General features: G+C 39.3%; 13 protein-coding genes. 11 read left to right on the top strand and 2 right to left on the bottom strand.

All coding sequences use genetic code 11. The features are described from left to right. Nucleotides 1-157: 157 nt before the first annotated feature. From LI951_RS10895 to LI951_RS10885, 3 genes are all read left to right on the top strand, one after another. Nucleotides 158-2,419: a bifunctional metallophosphatase/5'-nucleotidase gene (locus tag LI951_RS10895; RefSeq protein ID WP_229442172.1), complete on the top strand. Its 2,262-nt coding sequence runs from the start codon at nucleotides 158-160 to the stop codon at nucleotides 2,417-2,419. Between the two features lie 389 nt (nucleotides 2,420-2,808). Further along, entirely contained in the window at nucleotides 2,809-4,215 is a 1,407-nt protein-coding gene (locus tag LI951_RS10890; RefSeq protein WP_229442170.1) for an NCS2 family permease, read from the top strand. Between the two features lie 416 nt (nucleotides 4,216-4,631). Next, on the top strand, nucleotides 4,632-5,828 hold the full coding sequence (locus LI951_RS10885; protein ID WP_202067408.1) for a multidrug efflux MFS transporter: 1,197 nt from the start codon (nucleotides 4,632-4,634) through the stop codon (nucleotides 5,826-5,828). Between the two features lie 59 nt (nucleotides 5,829-5,887). Here LI951_RS10885 and LI951_RS10880 read toward each other — a convergent pair whose 3' ends face one another. Continuing rightward, complete coding sequence (locus tag LI951_RS10880) at nucleotides 5,888-6,073, bottom strand: YjzD family protein (protein ID WP_202067329.1); 186 nt, start codon at nucleotides 6,071-6,073, stop codon at nucleotides 5,888-5,890. A 98-nt stretch (nucleotides 6,074-6,171) separates the two neighbouring features. On the opposite strand from LI951_RS10880, the gene dnaE reads away from it, so the two are divergent. The 3 genes from dnaE to pyk all read left to right on the top strand — a co-directional run bounded on the left by dnaE (nucleotide 6,172) and on the right by pyk (nucleotide 12,458). Beyond that, nucleotides 6,172-9,498 (top strand): DNA polymerase III subunit alpha, encoded by a 3,327-nt coding sequence (gene dnaE / locus LI951_RS10875; protein WP_229442169.1) that lies wholly within the window; start codon nucleotides 6,172-6,174, stop codon nucleotides 9,496-9,498. Between the two features lie 170 nt (nucleotides 9,499-9,668). Then, nucleotides 9,669-10,631, top strand: a complete 963-nt coding sequence (gene pfkA, locus LI951_RS10870; protein WP_202067327.1) for a 6-phosphofructokinase — start codon at nucleotides 9,669-9,671, stop codon at nucleotides 10,629-10,631. 69 nt (nucleotides 10,632-10,700) lie between these two features. Beyond that, on the top strand, nucleotides 10,701-12,458 hold the full coding sequence (pyk, locus tag LI951_RS10865; protein WP_202067326.1) for a pyruvate kinase: 1,758 nt from the start codon (nucleotides 10,701-10,703) through the stop codon (nucleotides 12,456-12,458). A gap of 298 nt (nucleotides 12,459-12,756) precedes the next feature. On the opposite strand, the gene LI951_RS10860 is transcribed toward pyk, so the two are convergent. Beyond that, complete coding sequence (locus LI951_RS10860; protein WP_202067325.1) at nucleotides 12,757-13,536, bottom strand: ABC transporter ATP-binding protein; 780 nt, start codon at nucleotides 13,534-13,536, stop codon at nucleotides 12,757-12,759. A gap of 154 nt (nucleotides 13,537-13,690) precedes the next feature. On the opposite strand from LI951_RS10860, the gene LI951_RS10855 reads away from it, so the two are divergent. From LI951_RS10855 to LI951_RS10835, 5 genes are all read left to right on the top strand, one after another. Next, nucleotides 13,691-14,245, top strand: coding sequence for a YceD family protein (locus tag LI951_RS10855; protein WP_229442168.1), 555 nt, complete (start codon nucleotides 13,691-13,693; stop codon nucleotides 14,243-14,245). Nucleotides 14,246-14,316: 71 nt separating this feature from the next. Beyond that, complete coding sequence (gene rpmF / locus LI951_RS10850) at nucleotides 14,317-14,496, top strand: 50S ribosomal protein L32 (RefSeq protein WP_202059633.1); 180 nt, start codon at nucleotides 14,317-14,319, stop codon at nucleotides 14,494-14,496. 243 nt (nucleotides 14,497-14,739) lie between these two features. Further along, nucleotides 14,740-16,161 carry an NADP-dependent phosphogluconate dehydrogenase gene (gene gndA / locus LI951_RS10845; protein WP_229442167.1) on the top strand — a complete coding sequence of 474 codons (1,422 nt, stop codon included), beginning with the start codon at nucleotides 14,740-14,742 and terminating at the stop codon, nucleotides 16,159-16,161. Nucleotides 16,162-16,368: 207 nt separating this feature from the next. After that, nucleotides 16,369-17,055 (top strand): response regulator transcription factor, encoded by a 687-nt coding sequence (locus tag LI951_RS10840; protein WP_202067322.1) that lies wholly within the window; start codon nucleotides 16,369-16,371, stop codon nucleotides 17,053-17,055. Continuing rightward, on the top strand, nucleotides 17,052-18,581 hold the full coding sequence (locus tag LI951_RS10835) for a sensor histidine kinase (RefSeq protein ID WP_229442165.1): 1,530 nt from the start codon (nucleotides 17,052-17,054) through the stop codon (nucleotides 18,579-18,581). Before LI951_RS10840 ends, LI951_RS10835 begins: the two co-directional genes overlap by 4 nt. The last annotated feature ends 598 nt before the right edge of the window (nucleotides 18,582-19,179 follow it).

The raw sequence follows: 19,179 nt of genomic DNA, 5'->3' as shown, positions 1-19,179 counted from the left end.
GAAAAAAGGAATACCTTTAAAAGTTCTCGAATAAATCTGCCATCATTCATGAAAAGGATTCTCCTCGTTTTGTTCTGGAAGAATTGTAAATTGTTATTGACACTTATTTGAATAATTGATAGTCTGAAGGGTGAGAATTAATAAGGAGGAACAATAAATGACAAAGGGAAATAGGGGCTTGTGCCTGTTGCTTGCTGCTGTTGCAGCAACTGGAACAGGAGGCTTCTTGTTTAACGGTAATCAAGTATCTGCTGTAGAAAATCAGACAGCTGAAATAACAGAAAAAATTCCGGTTCAGCTTTTGGGCATCAATGATTTTCATGGGGCGTTAAGCACAACAGGTTCATACTATGATGATGCCGGGAATAAAGTCAGCAACGCAGGAACTGCAGCTCTTTTGGCTAGTTACCTGAATCAGGCAGAAAGCATATTTGCCCAAGCAAATTCGGGAGCTCAGACATTGCGAGTACAATCTGGGGATATGGTAGGTGCAAGTCCTGCAAATTCCGGGTTGCTTCAGGATGAGCCGACCATCAAAGTACTGAATGAAATGAATTTCACCATAGGAACGCTTGGAAATCATGAATTTGATGAAGGCTTGGCGGAATTTGACCGTATTATGAAAGGAATGAATCCCAAAGAAGACCCGTATGGAATTTTGAGCAGCTATTCACGGGAAGCATCCAAAACAGAAATAGTCGTTGGAAATGTTGTCAAAAAAGATACGGAGGATATTCCGTTTAACTGGCAGCCCTATACAGTAAAGGAAATTGGAACAAGCGAGAAAGTCAAGATTGGTTTTATTGGTGTCGTAACAACTGAGATTCCTAATCTGGTCTTAAAAGAACACTATCAGGAATATGATTTTCTTGATGAAGCAGAAACAATCGCCTATTATGCGAGTGAGCTAAAAGAAAAAGGCGTCAATGCCATTGTTGTACTGGCTCATGTTCCATCAACCAGCAAAGAAGGAACCGTTTCAGGTGAAGCGGCAAATATCATGAAAAAAGTAAATGAACTTTATCCTGAAAATAGTGTGGATGTCTTTTTAGCCGGTCATAATCATGTCTATACAAATGGGCTGATTGGAGATACACGTGTAGTCCAATCAACTTCACAAGGGAAAGGATATGCTGATATTCAGGGAGTTATTGATGTGAAAGCTCAAGACTTTGACGCAGCTCCATCTGCAGAAATTGTTCCGGTTTCACCGGAAGGAGATAATGTTCCAAAACCTGACGAAAAAGTAGCCGCAATTGTTGCAGATGCAGACCGTCGTGTTTCCGAAGTAACAAGCAGAAAAATTGGAACAGCCAAAACTGCGGAAGCGATTACCAGAGAGGTTAATGAATATAAAGAATCTCCGCTTGGAAATCTGATTACAGATGGTCAGCTGGCTATGGCCAAAATTAATGGAATTGACGTTGATTTTGCCATGACAAACAATGGCGGAATTCGTGCTGACCTTGCAGTTGGATCAAATGGGGAAATCACTTGGGGAGCTGCTCAAGCGGTTCAGCCATTTGGAAATATTATGCAGATTGTTGAAATGACCGGCAGTCAAATTGAACAGGTTTTAAATGAGCAGTATGACGAAGAGGAAAAATACTTCCTTCAAATCTCCGGCTTATCGTATACCTTTGTAAAAAATGAAAATGCGGAACAGCCGTATAAAGTTTGGCAGATGAAGGATTCAGCAGGGAAATTAATTGAAAAAGATCAGACTTACCGTGTCGTAATCAATGATTTCCTTCTTGGCGGCGGGGACGGGTTTGCCGGCTTTACTCAGGCTAAGTTGGTAGATGCAATGCAGCCGGATACAGAAACCTTTATCGGCTACATTGAATCAAAAGAAGCAGCAGGGGAACAAATCACAGCGGCTATCGAATCACGCAAACAGTTGATTGATGAACCGGCAGTTACACCGGAAAACAGAGAAGCATTTATTCGTCAGGCGACATTCTTTGATCCTTTGCATGAAAAAGATCAATACCTTCAAGGTGTAACATTACCGAATGCAATGATTGTTCTGTTCAACGGGGTACTTCCAAAGGACAGAACTATACTGCCTGAGGGTGACATAACAGCTAAAGCGGATAATGAAGGTCGTATTAAGATTGATATTTCGACGTTAAATCTTAAAGATAATGATGTTATTACAGCAGTTGTCGTTATTGAAGAGCTATATAGTGCTGTATTTCCGTTGGATGTTTTGAGAGGAACAATTCAGACTACGGACTCCTTAAGTACTGTAGACACTGTTGAATCTGACGCGACAAAAACCAGCAGCGAAGGAACGGAAGCCGATGGATCTCTGCCGAACACTGGTGAAACAATTACGAGTGTTGGAATGATTTCAGGAGCTGTATTGTTGACTGGCAGCGCATTATATATTTTGAGAAAAAGAAGCAACGTATAATAACTGATGGGAATAAATTAAATTTCAAGGGGATGTGACAAAACTATGTCGCATCCCCTAAAAACCGAATAAATAGTGTTCCAGAAGCAAATGGCTCTTTTGTACATTAGGTTGCTCGTCACACGGAAAAGCTTTATCAAAACATCTTTTTAATTTATTTTCCTATCCTCTCTATCTGTTCAAAATGTTATAAAAATGAAATCGACATAATTGAAAACGTTTAAAAAACGAACGATCCGAAGTTTTTTTGTGTTTATAGTTAACATTTAATTGAAAACATATTAATTATCTCCTATACTTTAGAAGTATTTGTTAGGAATTACAGTTTGCATTTATTTTATTTTTCTTAACAGACAGATGAATTATTTTGAAGAGGAGATAGAAAGTTCATGGATAAGTTTTTTAAATTGAAAGAGAATAAGACGACTGTTCCAACAGAAGTCGTCGCAGGGGTAACAACATTTTTCGCAATGAGTTATATTTTATTTGTAAATCCATCGATTTTAGCACAAACAGGGATGCCGTTTCAGGCAGTATTTCTAGCAACCATTGTTGCTTCAGTTATTGGAACTTTAATTATGGGACTGTTTGCCAATGTCCCTTATGCGCAGGCACCTGGTATGGGCTTAAATGCGTTCTTTACATTTACGGTCGTTTTTGGTCTTGGTTATACTTGGCAGCAGGCTTTGGCAATGGTTTTTATTTGTGGTCTTATTAATATTTTAATTACAGTAACTAAAATTCGTAAACTGATTATTCGTGCAATTCCAGAAAGTCTGCAGCACGCAATTGGCGGCGGGATTGGGATTTTTGTTGCTTATGTAGGGATAAAAAATGCTGGTTTACTGGATTTCACTGTTCAGGCAGAACCTGTAAACGGTGGTGTAAATGGAAACAGTATCGTTCCGGCGTTGGGAAACTTTAACAATCCAGAGATTATACTTGCTGTGCTTGGGCTGGTTATTTCAACTATATTGGTTGTGATGAATGTTCGCGGGGCAATTTTATGGGGGATTATTGCAACGACAATTTTAGCTATTCCTATGGGCGTTGTGGATATTTCTGCTATTGACTGGCAGGGAAACTCATTGGGAAGTTCTATCTCTGATCTGGGAACTACGTTTGGCGCCGCATTCGGACCAGATGGCATGCAGTCGCTGTTTTCAGATTCCTCAAAGATTCCTCAAGTGCTGATGACAGTTATCGCATTTAGTTTATCTGATACGTTTGATACGATTGGAACATTCATTGGAACCGGCCGCCGTACAGGAATCTTTTCTAAAGAAGATGAAATTGCTTTGGAAGAGAGCAAAGGACTTATAACAAAAATGGATAAAGCATTGTTTGCTGATGCTGTTGCTACATCTATCGGGGCAGTTTTTGGAACATCAAATGTTACAACCTATGTTGAAAGTGCTGCAGGAATTGGTGCCGGAGGTCGTACAGGACTAACCTCTGTAGTGGTCGCTGCACTATTTGCACTAAGCAGTCTGTTTTCACCATTAATTTCAATCGTTCCGGCTCAGGCAACTGCTCCTGCTCTGATCTTAGTGGGTGTAATGATGCTTGCTTCATTTAAAGATATTGAATGGACAGATCTTGAAGATGCTGTTCCGGCCTTCTTTGCTTCAATCTTTATGGGACTTTGCTACAGCATTTCATATGGTATTGCAGCGGGATTTCTGTTTTTTGCCATTGTAAAAGTGGCAAAGGGAAAAATCAACGAGGTTTCACCAATTATTTGGATTGTCAATGCGCTGTTTATCATCAATTTTATTATTTTAGCGACATTATAAAAACTGAAAAATAAAGGAATCTGTGATAATGGTATGTCATGGAGGACCCTTTAAAATCGAATAACCGGCGGGACAGAAGTGCTCAGTTTTAAGCAACAAGCCGGAATTTATAAAAATTGTTCCATAAATTTTTGATGAATTTCGGCTTGCTGTTGAAGAAGTTGTTTCTGTCCCGCTTTTTTTCTGTTGTCATTTAAAGCCAGCCTGATTTATCTCCGAAGAATGTAACAGTGCAGCCAAGAAAGACATACAGACGTACATATGGTGAGACAATCTGAAATTTACGGTGCAGAATTTCTATTCCAGTAAAGCCGTTTGTGAGTAAGTTCAAAAAATTGAAATAAAGTTTTTGTTTGATTGATAAAAGTGGAGTATAGTTAAAGAGGACCTATTGTATGTATGGTGGTGAAAAAGAAATGAAAATAGACTGGAAGAAAAATTTGATGGTTGCCTGGCTGGGGAGCTTTTTCACAGGTGCAAGTATTAGCTTGGTTATGCCGTTTATTCCAGTATACATAGAACAGCTTGGAACACCTAAAGACCAAGTGGAGCTTTTTTCAGGATTGGCTATTTCTGTAACAGCCTTTGCAGCAGCTATTGTTGCACCAATTTGGGGAAACTTGGCTGATAGAAAAGGTCGTAAGATTATGATGATTCGTGCAGCAGCAGGTATGACCTTTACGATGGGGTCTCTGGCTTTTGTTCCGAATGTTTACTGGCTGTTGATTATGCGCTTTTTAAATGGGATTTTGTCCGGCTATATTCCCAATGCAACAGCGATGATCGCTTCGCAGGCACCTAAAGAAAAAAGCGGTTGGGCATTAGGTACACTTTCCACAGGTGCAGTTGCCGGAAATTTAATCGGACCTTCGATTGGCGGAGCTTTAGCTCAGTGGTTTGGTATGCAAAATGTTTTTATCATTACAGGCTTTATGCTGCTGATTACAACACTACTAACCATTTTTATGGTGAAAGAAGATTTTGAACCGGTAGAGAAAAAGGATTTAATGTCAACAAAAGAAATTTTTTCCAGAATTGATCATTTGTCTATTTTAGTTGGGCTGTTTGTGACAACACTTATTTTGCAAATTGGTGTGACCAGTATTAGTCCGATTCTGACTCTTTACATTCGTTCGTTAAGCGGAGATCATGGGAATATTCTCTTTGTCAGCGGCTTAATTGTGTCTGTTGCCGGAGTTTCTGCTATTATTTCTTCTCCGATGCTTGGAAAACTCGGAGATAAAATAGGAAATCATAAGGTTCTGCTGGCAGGTTTGCTGCTGTCTTTCTTCTGCTACATACCAATGGCTTTTGTAAATACTCCTTTTCAACTGGGTGCTTTGCGCTTTATGCTTGGCTTTTCGACTGGGGCATTAATGCCTTCAATCAATACGCTGATCGGCAAGCTGACTCCGCTCGAGGGAGTCAGCCGCATATACAGTTATAATCAGATGTTCAGCAACTTTGGTCAGGTTTTAGGACCGATGATCGGTTCCACTGTAGCGCATGGATTTAGTTACAGTGCAGTATTTATTACGACTGCCTGCTTTGTATTTGGGAATATCTGTCTGTCTGCATTCAACTTCAGAAAAATTTTAAGGAAAAGGATATAAACAGTTGAAAACAAAAAAAAACCAGTTACAATTAATGTAGCTGGTTTTTGCTGTTGCCGTTATGCTTGAGAACTCTTTTCTTCAGGCAGAGCAAAATGTCCGATCGAAATGATAAGTACACCGGCGATAAGCGATATGATGGTTGTCCACATAAAGTCGTAACTGCCGTTATTCAAGGCACCGCCAATATATCCCACGATTTGTCCCAACAAGAAGGACCAAAATAATATAATGATGTAACGCATGGATAGCACCTCTTTTCTAGCTATAGTTTAGCACAATTTTTTTTATTGTAAAGAATTGAGCAGAGATAGGGAAATCCAGCTTTAAAGGAGGGGTTCTTATGTTTCCGCAATTATACACCATTACTTCATACTCATTACTTTCCAGTACAATCAGAATAGCAGAATTCGTTAAGAAGGCAAAACAGTTTGGCTATGAACAACTGGGTATTGCTGATATAAATGTTTTACATGGTGCAGTTGAATTTTATGAAGCCTGTCAGTCGGAAGGGATTCAGCCGATTATAGGAATGACACTGGACTATACTCCCGAGACAACAGATCAGACGAAACAGCTGATTTTTTATGCAAAAGATCACACAGGCTATCAAAATTTGATGCAGATTTCCAGCCTTAGGATGACGAAGAACGGTCAGCTGAAGGTAGAAGAGTTTTCCAAATTTTTAAGTCATTTATTTGTTATTATGCCTGCAGACAAAGGAATTATTAATGATCTGCCTGGGCGAAGCAGTGAAGAGACTGAGAAGGAAATGTCCGAACTTTTAAGGAAGGCCGACAAAGATTCTTTCTTTATCGGGGCTTCTTTTATGTGCAATCCATCAACAGATGCACCGTTATTCGACTATATAAAAAAACAAAAATACTCTCTGCTTGCACTTCAGGAAACCAGATATCTAATCCGGGAAGACGGTTTTGCACTGCGGGTACTGGAACATATTGAAGCGGGCACAGCTATGCAGCTTGATTTGAGGGAAACAGAGATTGATGGACCTTATTATCTGAGAAAGCCTGGAGAAACGCAAATTCGCTTAAATGAGCTTCTGGGTGCAGAAGCTGTAGACAATGCTGTTCGAGTTGCTGAAGGCTGTCAGTTTGAGCTTCCTTTGCATCAGAAGCTGCTACCGCATTATCCAGTACCTGATGAGTTGTCAGCAGGAGAATATCTTAGAAAATTGTGTTTTGAGCGTTTGCCAGATAGAGTCCCGGAGGCTGCTGAAGTCTATCAGGAACGACTGGAAAAAGAATTGACGATCATTCATAACATGGGCTTTGATGACTATTTTCTGATTGTCTGGGACGTGATGGCTTTTGCCCATCAGCAGAAAATTGTCACCGGAGCCGGAAGGGGTTCCGCTGCGGGGTCACTTGTTTCGTATGTCTTATCTATTACAGATGTTGATCCTATTCAGTATAATCTGCTGTTTGAACGTTTTCTAAACCCGGAACGATACTCCATGCCTGATATTGACTTGGATATTCCTGATAATCGTCGGGAACAGGTTTTAGCTTATGTACAAAAAAAATATGGACATTTTCATATGGCCCAAATCGCTACATTTGGTACAATGGCGGCCAAGATGGTTTTAAGAGATGCCGCTAGAGTGTTCGGTTTATCACAAAGTGAATCAAATCGCTGGTCGCAGGCAGTGCCGAATACACTTAAAATTACTTTGAAGCAGGCTTATCAGGAATCTAAAAAATTGGTGGAACTGGTAGAAAGCTCTGATACAAACCGCCTGCTGTTTGATACAGCTGTCCGGCTGGAAGGACTTCCGCGACATGTGTCCACACATGCGGCTGGAGTGGTGATTACCGATCAAAATTTACTGGAACTGGTGCCGCTTCAGACAGGGACCAATGATATTCTTTTAACTCAGTTCACAATGAATGATGTTGAGAAGATCGGTTTGCTGAAGATGGATTTTCTGGGATTGAGAAATCTATCGATTATAGATGATACGTTAAAGTCTGTTAAAAGAGTATACAAAGAAGAGCTGAAGCTCAGCGAAATCCCTTTGGATGACGAAAAGTCGTTAGAACTGTTTCAAAGAGGGGAGACCAGTGGGGTTTTCCAATTTGAGTCAGCTGGAATTCGAAATGTTTTGCGAAAGCTGGGACCAACAAGTATTGAAGACATTGCTGCGGTGAATGCATTGTATCGCCCGGGCCCCATGCAAAATATTGATCTGTTTATCAGGCGAAAAAAGGGGCTTGAGCCGATAGACTACCCGGATGCTTCTCTACAGCCTATTTTAGAAAATACGTATGGTGTCATTGTTTATCAGGAGCAGATTATGCAGGTTGCAGCAAAAATGGCCGGTTTTAGTCTGGGTCAGGCAGATATTCTCAGAAGAGCCATCAGCAAAAAGAAAAAAGAGATACTGGATCAGGAACGCCGCCATTTTGTTCAGGGGGGATTGGCACAGGGTTATACAGAAGAAACAGCCAATATGATTTACGATTATATCGAACGTTTCGCAAACTACGGATTCAACAGATCCCATGCATTTGCCTACTCCTTTATCGGCTTTCAAATGGCCTATTTAAAAGTTCATTATCCAGCCGCCTTTTATGCTGCCCTGCTCCATTCTGTTCGTCACAATCCAAACAAAATTAAAGAATATATCAGTGAAGCAAAGAAAAATGAAATTAAGATCATTCCGCCATCTATTAATCACAGTCACTATAGCTTTCTGCTCAAAGATGCGAATGAAATTACGTTTGGATTCAGCTCTCTGAAAGGAATTCGCAGAGATTTTATTCAGGATATCCTGGCCGAGCGGAAAGAGAACGGACATTATCAGAGCTTTGATCAGTTTCTGTTCCGTATCTCATCTAAATGGAGAAAAAAAGAAACGATTGAACCACTTATTGCCATCGGTGCATTTGATGAACTTTCTCCAAACCGCAGACAGTTGGATATGCAGCTGGAAAGCAAGATTCAGAACATTCTATACAGCGGAGGCAGTTCAGACTTATTTGAAACACTGGAGTTGAAGGAAGAAGAGGTTCAGGATTATTCACTTGAGGATAAATTGGCTCAGGAAGAGCAATACTTAGGGGTCTATCTTTCCGGGCACCCAACCGAAGAATTTACAAAGTTGGCTAAGCTTAAGCAAATTATCCCGATCAGCGATGTTGTCGAAAAACAAACAGTTCGTATACTGGTTTATGTAAAAAATGTACGTACCATACGAACTAAAAAAGGCGAGCAGATGGCTTTTGTTGAGGGTGATGACAGCACCGGATCGATTTCTCTTACGCTGTTTCCAACCGTCTTCCGTTCGTTGAGACAGACTGTTCACCTAAATCAGGTATACTATGTTGAGGGAAAAGTGGAAAAAAGTACGTATAATCAGGAACTTCAGGTTTTGGTAAATGAAATTACCGAAGCAGCTCCAATCGAAAAGGGGATCAGCGAAAAAACCTGTTATCTGAAAATTGAGGAATCGGAAGGTGCTCAAAAGACACTTCAGGAGATCAGAAGAATTATTCAGCATTACCCTGGGAGCATACCCGTTGTTTTATTTTATGCAGACCAGAAAAAGAAAATTGTTTTGGATAATAACTACTGGATTACAGAAAATACAGAGGTTCAACAGCAATTTAAAGCGCTTCTGGGAGAAACGAATGTCGTTTTCAAATGACTTTCAGCAAAAACGCTAATTGTTTTCATTTTTTCCGAATTTTTTAACGCTTTGTCAAGACATTTTCCACTATTAATGGTAAAATGAATGACGTGGTATTTTTGCATAAATAAAGATGAAACAAGATTAGTTTATCAAAAGTATAAATTTATTATGAGGTGAAAAAACGAATGAAACGTATCGGTATTTTAACCAGCGGAGGAGACGCTCCGGGAATGAACGCTGCGATTCGTGCAGTAGTGCGAAAAGGAATATACGATGGGATTGAAGTATACGGAATCAATTACGGATTTGCAGGATTGGTTGCCGGAGATATTCGTCGTCTGGATATTTCAGATGTAGGCGATAAAATTCAGCGTGGCGGAACATTCCTTTATTCTGCACGCTATCCTGAGTTTGCTACCGAAGAAGGTCAGTTGAAAGGGATTGAACAATTGAAAAAATTCGGTATTGAAGGTCTTGTTGTGATTGGCGGAGACGGTTCTTATCATGGTGCCATGGCTCTTACAAAACGGGGCTATCCGGCAATCGGAGTTCCAGGAACAATTGACAATGACATTCCGGGGACAGATTTTACAATCGGATTTGATACTGCAATCAACACTGTTCTGGAATCAATTGACCGCATCCGTGATACAGCGACTTCTCATGTACGTACATTCATTATTGAAGTGATGGGCAGAGATGCCGGAGATATTGCGCTTTGGTCTGGTGTAGCCGGTGGTGCAGATGAAATTATCATTCCTGAACATGATTTTGATTTAAACGTAGTGGCTCAGCGTATCAGAGACGGCCGCGACCGCGGAAAAAAACATTGCCTGATCATTCTTGCAGAAGGTGTTATGGGCGGAAATGAGTTTGCTGAAAAACTTTCAGCATTCGGCGATTTCCATACACGTGTCTCTATTTTAGGTCACGTTGTCCGTGGGGGATCTCCAAGCGCGCGTGATCGTGTTCTTGCAAGTAAATTTGGCGGTTATGCTGTTGAATTGTTGAAAGAAGGTAAAGGCGGTCTGTGTGTTGGTATGATTGACAATAAAGTCGTAGCAGCTGATATCGTGGATACTCTGGAAAATAACAAACATAAACCTGATTTGTCTCTTTATGATTTAAATAAAGAAATTTCCTTTTAATTAAGGTGGAATACTGTATATAGGCTGTTAAGCTTTTGTATAAAAAAATCGAATAGGAGCGTTTAGTAAATGAAAAAAACTAAAATCGTATGTACGATTGGACCAGCAAGTGAATCTGTTGAAATGCTGGTAGACCTAATGAATGCAGGAATGAATGTCTGTCGTTTGAATTTCTCGCATGGAGATTTCGAAGAACACGGCAACCGGATTAAAAACATTCATGAGGCTATGAAAATTACCGGAAAAAGAGTGGCCATTTTGTTAGATACAAAAGGCCCTGAAATTCGTACGAACGATATGGAAAATGGTGCAATTACGCTCAAAATTGGTGATATTACACGTATTTCTTCAAAAGAAGTTTTGGGAACAAGCGAAAAATTCTCTATTACTTATCCGGAATTAATTAACGATGTACAGATTGGTTCACACATCCTGTTAGATGATGGGTTGATTGATTTGGAAGTAACAGACATTGATCGTGCTGCAGATGAAATCGTGACTGTGGTTAAAAATGAAGGTGTTCTGAAAAATAAAAAAGGGGTTAACGTCCCTGGTGTGGCTGTTAATCTTCCCGGAATTACTGAAAAAGATGCTGCGGATATTCGCTTTGGGATCGAACAAGGGGTTGATTTTATTGCAGCAAGCTTTGTTCGCCGTGCAACTGACGTAATGGAAATCACTAAAATTCTTGAAGAAGAAAATGCAACACACATTCAAATCATCCCTAAAATTGAAAATCAGGAAGGAATCGACAATATTGATGAAATCCTGAAAGTTTCTGATGGTTTAATGGTAGCTCGTGGTGATCTGGGGGTTGAGATTCCAACAGAAGATGTACCAGTTGCACAAAAAGACTTAATTAAAAAGTGTAACGCTTTGGGTAAACCAGTTATCACAGCAACTCAAATGCTTGATTCTATGCAGCGTAACCCTCGTCCTACTCGTGCAGAAGCAAATGACGTGGCTAATGCAATTTATGACGGAACAGATGCAGTAATGCTTTCAGGCGAAACTGCTGCCGGAGATTATCCTTTGGAAGCTGTTCAGACAATGTCACGTATTGCTGTCCGTACAGAAGAAGCGTTGGTTGATCAGGATGCATTTGCATTGAAGCTATACAGCAAAACAGATATGACAGAAGCAATTGGTCAGTCAGTTGGACATACAGCCCGCAACTTGGGTATTCAAACAATTGTAGCTGCCACTGAGTCTGGTCATACAGCCCGCATGATTTCTAAATATCGCCCAAGAGCGCATATTGTTGCAATTACATTCTCTGAACAAAAAGCCCGCAGCCTATCTCTTTCATGGGGGGTTTACGCAACAGTTGCTGAAAGACCGTCAAGTACTGATGAAATGTTCAACCTTGCTGCTGAAATTTCTCAGGAAAACGGCTTTGCAAGTGAAGGTGATTTGATCATTATTACTGCTGGTGTTCCGGTAGGTGAAAAAGGAACAACAAATCTGATGAAAATTCAAATGATTGGATCAAAGCTTGTTCAAGGACAAGGAATCGGAGAAAATTCAGTTATTGCTAAAGCTGTTGTTGCTAAAACTGCAGAAGAAGCACATGCTAAAATGAAAGACGGCTCTATTCTCGTTGTGAAAACAACAGATAAAGATTATATGCCGGCTATTGATAAAGCTATTGCACTGATTGTTGAGGAAGGCGGTTTGACTTCTCATGCCGCAGTTGTGGCAATTGCTAAAGATATTCCTGTAATTGTTGGAGCAGCGGATGCGACAAATCTTGTTGTTGCGGATGAATTGATCACTGTTGATCCGAGACGCGGAATCGTTTATCGTGGAGCTACAACAGCAATCTAACGAGAATAATTGAGAACAGAGGCAGATTCGCTTCTGTTCTTTTTTTGGTTGTCCTTTATGAATAAGAGGTTTGAATGGAGTGGCGAAAAGAGAGAGTGACTGACGATAGTAAGCGAAAAGAGATTGGCAGCTGATATGGAAAAAGTTTTTGAAACTTCTGGATTGCCGCTGCTTATCAGTAAAAAAATTTTGCAAAATAAATCAGTAGAATATTCCTCCTGCTTAAAGGAAAAATGGGACTGTGACAAACACTCATGAATGTTTGTCACAGCCTCAACTAGAAAGACTTTTTAGTTATTTATTTTGGATATACAGCAAATCGATCTTTCTTCAACGGCAGCAGCTGGATTGATTCAGAATAAAAATTGGTCAGAATTTCTTCAGTAAATAAATTTTCTCTTTGACCTTTGGCTGTAATTTGTCCATCTTTTAAAAGCAGCAGATTTTCAAAACAGGGTAAAATCTCCTCTGTATGATGGGTAACATAAACGATTGTCGGGCTCACTGTACTTTGAGCGATTCCTTCAATCTGTTTCAGCAGTTTTTCTCTTGCAAATAAATCCAGGCCATTACAGGGCTCATCAAGAATAAGCAGCTCAGGCTCCGTCATTAACCCCCGTGCAATCAGAATGAGCTGACGTTCTCCCTGAGATAACACATCATACTTCTTACCAATTAAGTGTTCTCCGCCTACCTGTGCCAATATACCTTTGGCTCTATTCAGCTCACTGTCTGTATACTTTTGATAAATGCCAATACTTGCAAATTTTCCAGATAAAACAATTTTTTCTGCTGTTTCATTCCCTCTAATTCGATATTGCAACGCTGTGCTGATCCAGCCGATTCGTCTTTGCAAGTCTGGGATTGAGCTTTTACCAAACGTCTGACCTAGAACTTCAACTGTTCCGTCAGAAGGCCAGAGATAGCCGCAAATAATCTGGAGCAGCAGTGTTTTACCGGCTCCGTTTAGTCCTAAAATGGCCCAATGCTGATCTTTTTGGATAGACCAGCTGATGTCATTTAAAAGTCTTTTTTTATCCCGAGTGAATCCTACTTTTTCAAGTCTTACTATTGACATATAAATAACCTCCTTCTTCTATAGTGTAGCATTAAATAATTCTCAATGCAGAAAGAAAAAATAATTGAAGATACCGAAAGCTGTCAAGAAAATTTCATTGACAAACCCTTTATACCCCTGTATAATTGCTTTTGTTGCTTAGAGGTGATAATTAATGAAATGGTCTTTATTAGAACTTAATAAATATAACAAAGAACCAAACGAATTTTCAGAAACCTTTGATATAAAAAAATCATTGATGGAGAGAGAGAAACAACTATTGAATGTCGGTCCAGTTGAAGTAACCGGCGCTATTGTTGCAGAAAAGACAGATTACTTATTATATTACAAGCTTTCTGTCATACTTACTCTTCCCTCTTCCCGTTCACTTGAACCAGTCGATTTTGCTCTTGAACTTGATGTTCAGGAAATATTTATGACAGAAGAACAATTTGCTGATCGAGATGAAACAGTTCCAGAGGAAGAAATAATTGTTCTGGAAAAGCCGACAATCGACTTGCTTGAATCAATTGAAGACAATATCTTACTGGCAATTCCGATTCAGATTTTAACTGAAGAAGAGAAGAACAGCAATGAGATGCCCAAAGGAAGCGACTGGAAAGTAATTTCTGAAGAAGACTATATTCATCAGCGTGAAAGCGAAGCAGCAGAAACAATTGATCCTCGTCTTGCCAAACTTTCTGAGTTGTTAAATGATGACTCGGAATAAAGTGTTCGGTTAAGATTGGAATATATTGTGTATACTTTATGCACAGATTTTTACAAGGAGGTGGAACAACAATGGCAGTACCAGCTAGAAGAACTTCTAAAGCTAAGAAGGCAAAGCGCCGTACACATTACAAATTGACAATCAAAGGTTTGAATGCATGTTCAAACTGTGGAGAAATGAGAAAGAGCCATCACGTATGTCCAGCATGTGGTCATTACGATGGTAAAGATGTAATGTCAAAAGAAGCATAAAACATTTTTTTGAAAATGTTAAAATCCCTCAGGCTAACCATGGAGCCTAGGGGATTTTTTGTTTTGCCGCGTGTCAGTCAAAATAGAAGCCGGCAGCCAATTTATTCTCAGGAAAAGGAAATAGAAAATGCGAAAGAACCTATGAAAATCAAACGATTTTGTTTCCATTAAGGGTAAACTAAGCTATAATGAAATAGATTCTTAAGAAGTTTCAAGGTCTTTTAGTAATTGGGAGGATGTATGATGACAAAACAACAATTTGGAGTAGTAGGAATGGCCGTTATGGGAAAAAATCTGGCCTTAAATATTGAAAGCAGAGGATATTCAGTTTCGTTGTTTAACCGAACAGGTTCAAAAACAACAGAAGTTGTTGAAGAGCACCCGGATAAGAAGTTTAAAGCAACCTATACAATTGAAGAGTTTGTTGATTCGATTGAAAAACCTCGACGTATTATGTTGATGGTCAAGGCTGGCTTTGCAACAGATGCGACTATTCAAGAACTGCTGCCGCATTTAGACAAAGGAGATATCCTGATTGATGGCGGAAATACATTTTTCAAAGATACAATTCGAAGAAATGAAGAGCTTGCGAATTCCGGCATTAATTTTATCGGGACAGGTGTTTCAGGCGGAGAAGAAGGCGCATTGAAAGGACCTTCAATCATGCCTGGCGGACAAAAAGAGGCTTACGAACTGGTTGCTCCTGTTTTAGAAAAAATCTCTGCAAAAGCTGAGGATGGCGAACCTTGTGTGACTTACATTGGACCAAACGGAGCCGGACATTATGTAAAAATGGTTCATAACGGGATTGAGTATGGCGATATGCAGCTCATTGCTGAATCGTATGATTTAATGCAAAATATTCTTGGTCTTTCTGTTGATGAAATGGCTGAAACATTCAAGGAATGGAATAAAGGTGAGCTTGACAGTTATCTGATTGAGATTACTGCAGATATTTTAACTCGTAAAGATGACGAAGGAACTGGAAAACCGATTGTTGATGTCATTCTTGATGCTGCAGGGAATAAAGGTACTGGTAAATGGACAAGCCAAAGCTCATTGGATCTGGGAGTTCCGCTGCCATTGATTACAGAATCTGTTTTTGCCCGTTTTATTTCTGCCTATAAAGAAGAACGTGTGAAAGCATCTGGTATATTGGCTAAGCCGGATACTTACAATTATCAAGGAAATAAAAAAGAATTAGTTGAAAAGATTCGCGAAGCGCTGTACTTCAGCAAAATCATGAGTTACGCTCAAGGATTTGCACAGCTGCGTGTTGCTTCAAAAGAATATGATTGGGATCTTCCATTTGGCGAGATTGCAAAAATCTGGAGAGCAGGGTGTATTATTCGTGCGCAGTTCCTGCAAAAGATTACAGATGCTTATGATAAAAATCCTGATATTGAAAATCTGCTGCTGGATGATTACTTTGTGGAAATTACCCAAAAATATCAACAGGCAGTCCGTGACGTAGTTGCAATTGCTGTTCAGGCCGGTGTGCCTGTACCAACATTCTCATCTGCTATTGCTTATTACGATTCGTATCGTTCAGAACGCTTGCCTGCAAATTTAATTCAGGCTCAACGTGATTACTTTGGAGCGCACACTTATGAAAGAACAGATAAAGAAGGCATTTATCACTACAGCTGGTACCATGAAGAGTAAGCTGAGAAAATAGATGGCAATTTTATACACTGCAACTAGTGTTGAACTGTTCAATTTATTAATAATAAGCCGCAGCTCTCTGTTTCAGTTGAAACAGACAGTCTTTCTCAGAACAGCAAGAATCAAATTTTACTGGCTTTTTAAAAGGAAAGTCGGTATAATGGGAAAGTTGAAAAAGACTACGATAGGAGAAAGGATGATGAATCAATGAGCAATATTCTAATTATTGAAGATGAAAAAAACTTAGCGCGTTTTGTTGAGCTCGAATTGAAACACGAAGGTTATAGAACTGAAGTTCATTATAATGGACGGACAGGATTAGAGGCTGCTTTGAACAATGAATGGGATGCCATTTTATTAGATTTGATGTTGCCTGAATTAAATGGTCTTGAAGTTTGTCGTCGTGTGCGCCAAGTAAAAAATACTCCTATTATTATGATGACTGCGCGGGATTCAGTAATTGATCGTGTTTCTGGATTGGATCATGGAGCAGATGACTATATCGTGAAACCTTTCGCCATCGAAGAGCTGCTGGCACGTTTACGCGCATTGCTTCGACGAATTGATATTGAAGGCGATAAAAATATTGCCAAACAAACAACGATTACTTATCGTGATTTAACAATCGAAAAAGAAAATCGTGTGGTTCGACGCAACTCGGAAATGATTGAACTAACAAAAAGAGAATATGAATTGCTGCTTACATTAATGGAAAATGTGAATGTAGTGTTGGCAAGGGATGTTCTTTTGAATAAAGTATGGGGATATGAAACTGAAGTTGAAACAAACGTTGTTGATGTTTATATCCGCTATCTGCGCAACAAAATTGATGTTCCCGGGGAAGAAAGTTATATTCAAACCGTTCGGGGAACAGGTTATGTGATGCGCTCGTGAAACGAACAAGATTTAGAGATATTGTAAAAAAAGAACTGCAGGGACCCTCTCTCACTGTGAAGTGGGCCCTTGCAAGTTCTTTCTTTATATTTTTCGTTTTTACGATATTTGCTGTGATTACTTACAAAACATCTGTAAAGTTATTTGTAGAAAAAGAGCGGGAAAATGTCGAACGCATTGTAGTCGAGGTTACCAATCGTTTGTCCAATGTTGATGATGAGTTAACGGTTACTAAGGTTTTTGAGGCACTTAAAACTCCAACACCAGCTGAACAAACCAGTGGCTACAGTCAAAGGACAGCTGTTGGTTCCATTCTGGAAATGGATAGTGTGATTGCTGAACTGGGAACACCTTCGCTTCTTCTTTCTATCTATAATACAGATGGAGTTTTGCTTTTTGAAACACAGTCGAAAAATGCTGAGTTGATAAGTGAGGAAAAGCAGGAGGCGCAAATCACGACCATTGGAGATGAAACCGGCTTTTTAATGATTCAACCAGTGCAATCCAAAAGTGCACGGGAAAATGTCGGTTATGTTCAGGCATTCTATGAGCTTTCCTCTTTTTATGAGATAAAGAATCGGCTGCTGTTTACTCTAATTGTTTTAGAAGCAGTCTCTCTTATCTTGAGTAGTGTTTTAGGATTTCTTCTTTCTTCTTATTTCTTGAAACCGTTGAAGCTGTTAAGAGATACAATGGAAATTGTCAGAAAGAATCCTCAGTCGGATGCTCAAGTTCCTGCGATTAATTCAAAAGATGAACTGGCAGATCTGGCAGGAATCTTTAATGAGATGCTGGATAGAATCCGCAGATACATTGAACAGCAGGAGCAGTTTGTGGAAGATGTTTCTCATGAACTGAGAACGCCTGTAGCGATTATTGAAGGACATTTGAATATGCTGAACCGCTGGGGGAAAGAGGACCCTGAGATTCTTGATGAATCCCTCAATGCAAGTCTTCAGGAAATTGTTCGCATGAAGAGCCTTGTGCAGGAAATGCTGGATCTGTCCAGAGTGGAACAGGTGGATACTCTGTATGCTAATCATACATCCAATGCCAAAGAAGTGGTTTATCAGGTATTCAATAATTTTAAAATTCTTTATCCCGATTTCCAAATGACTTTAGATGATGATCTTTCAAATGAGCTTGTCTTGGGGATTTATCGAAATCATTTTGAGCAGCTGCTGATAATCATACTGGATAATGCAGTAAAATATTCTACAGACAGAAAAGAAGTTCATCTTTCTATTTCCCGTACATTTGGAGAATTTGAAATTGCCATACAGGATTTTGGTGAAGGGATCAGCCCGGAAGAACTGAATAGGATATTTGATCGTTTTTATCGTGTGGATAAAGCCAGGGCAAGAAATAAAGGTGGTAATGGATTAGGACTTTCCATTGCAAAACAATTAGTGGAAAGTTACAAAGGACGTATTGATGCTGAAAGTGTACTTCATCAGGGGACCATTTTTCGTATCTATCTTCCAATCGTTAAAGATGTAACTAAAAAAGATCTGGAACAAGGCTGAGTAATCGGCTGTTCCAGATCTTTTTCGTTTTTAAACTCCATGCAGCCTAATAAGTATTACGCAGAGTAGGGAAAGAGAAATGAATGATCAGAAATTGTTAGAATATAAGTAACCGCCATTTGCTGCTTCATAGCGAATAATATCAGACAAAAATTGAAAAATGTAAGAGAAAAAACGAATGCTGAAACTCTTAACAAACGATTCGTTCGCTATCAAAAAAAAGCTCATAAAAAAGCAAATTAATAGTTGCATTTTAATAGAAGAATTGATATATTAATACATGTTCTGATTGTTCTAAATTATATCAGAAAAAAGTTTTAGTTTTTATCTTGACGAACGTTGTTTCTTCATGATAAGATAACAAAGCATTTAAAAAAAAATGCTTCTAAAACTTAAAATACCAACAAAAAAGTTGTTGACAAATAACAAAGAAGTTGGTAAACTAAGGAAGTTGTTATGGAACAAGAACAACAAGTTGCAGGCAGAAAAAACTTTTCAAAATTTTATTAAAAGAGTTGACAAGCGCTTCTCGATTTGATAAGATATAAAAGTTGCTGCAAGGCGACAAAGTAGACCTTTGAAAACTGAACAAAGTAAG

It is taken from the genome of Enterococcus sp. BWT-B8 (assembly GCF_020567625.1).
Taxonomy (GTDB): Bacteria; Bacillota; Bacilli; order Lactobacillales; family Enterococcaceae; genus Enterococcus_L.
Note: the sequence above shows the minus strand (reverse complement) of the source record. Positions and strands in the feature narration are given on the sequence as shown.

Bases quoted from the DNA above. Each gene is read 5' to 3' on its own strand.
- LI951_RS10895 (WP_229442172.1), top strand. From the start codon at position 158: ATGACAAAGGGAAATAGGGGCTTGTGCCTGTTGCTTGCTGCTGTTGCA.
- LI951_RS10890 (WP_229442170.1), top strand. From the start codon at position 2,809: ATGGATAAGTTTTTTAAATTGAAAGAGAATAAGACGACTGTTCCAACA.
- LI951_RS10885 (WP_202067408.1), top strand. From the start codon at position 4,632: ATGAAAATAGACTGGAAGAAAAATTTGATGGTTGCCTGGCTGGGGAGC.
- LI951_RS10880 (WP_202067329.1), bottom strand. From the start codon at position 6,073: ATGCGTTACATCATTATATTATTTTGGTCCTTCTTGTTGGGACAAATC.
- dnaE (WP_229442169.1), top strand. From the start codon at position 6,172: ATGTTTCCGCAATTATACACCATTACTTCATACTCATTACTTTCCAGT.
- pfkA (WP_202067327.1), top strand. From the start codon at position 9,669: ATGAAACGTATCGGTATTTTAACCAGCGGAGGAGACGCTCCGGGAATG.
- pyk (WP_202067326.1), top strand. From the start codon at position 10,701: ATGAAAAAAACTAAAATCGTATGTACGATTGGACCAGCAAGTGAATCT.
- LI951_RS10860 (WP_202067325.1), bottom strand. From the start codon at position 13,536: ATGTCAATAGTAAGACTTGAAAAAGTAGGATTCACTCGGGATAAAAAA.
- LI951_RS10855 (WP_229442168.1), top strand. From the start codon at position 13,691: ATGAAATGGTCTTTATTAGAACTTAATAAATATAACAAAGAACCAAAC.
- rpmF (WP_202059633.1), top strand. From the start codon at position 14,317: ATGGCAGTACCAGCTAGAAGAACTTCTAAAGCTAAGAAGGCAAAGCGC.
- gndA (WP_229442167.1), top strand. From the start codon at position 14,740: ATGACAAAACAACAATTTGGAGTAGTAGGAATGGCCGTTATGGGAAAA.
- LI951_RS10840 (WP_202067322.1), top strand. From the start codon at position 16,369: ATGAGCAATATTCTAATTATTGAAGATGAAAAAAACTTAGCGCGTTTT.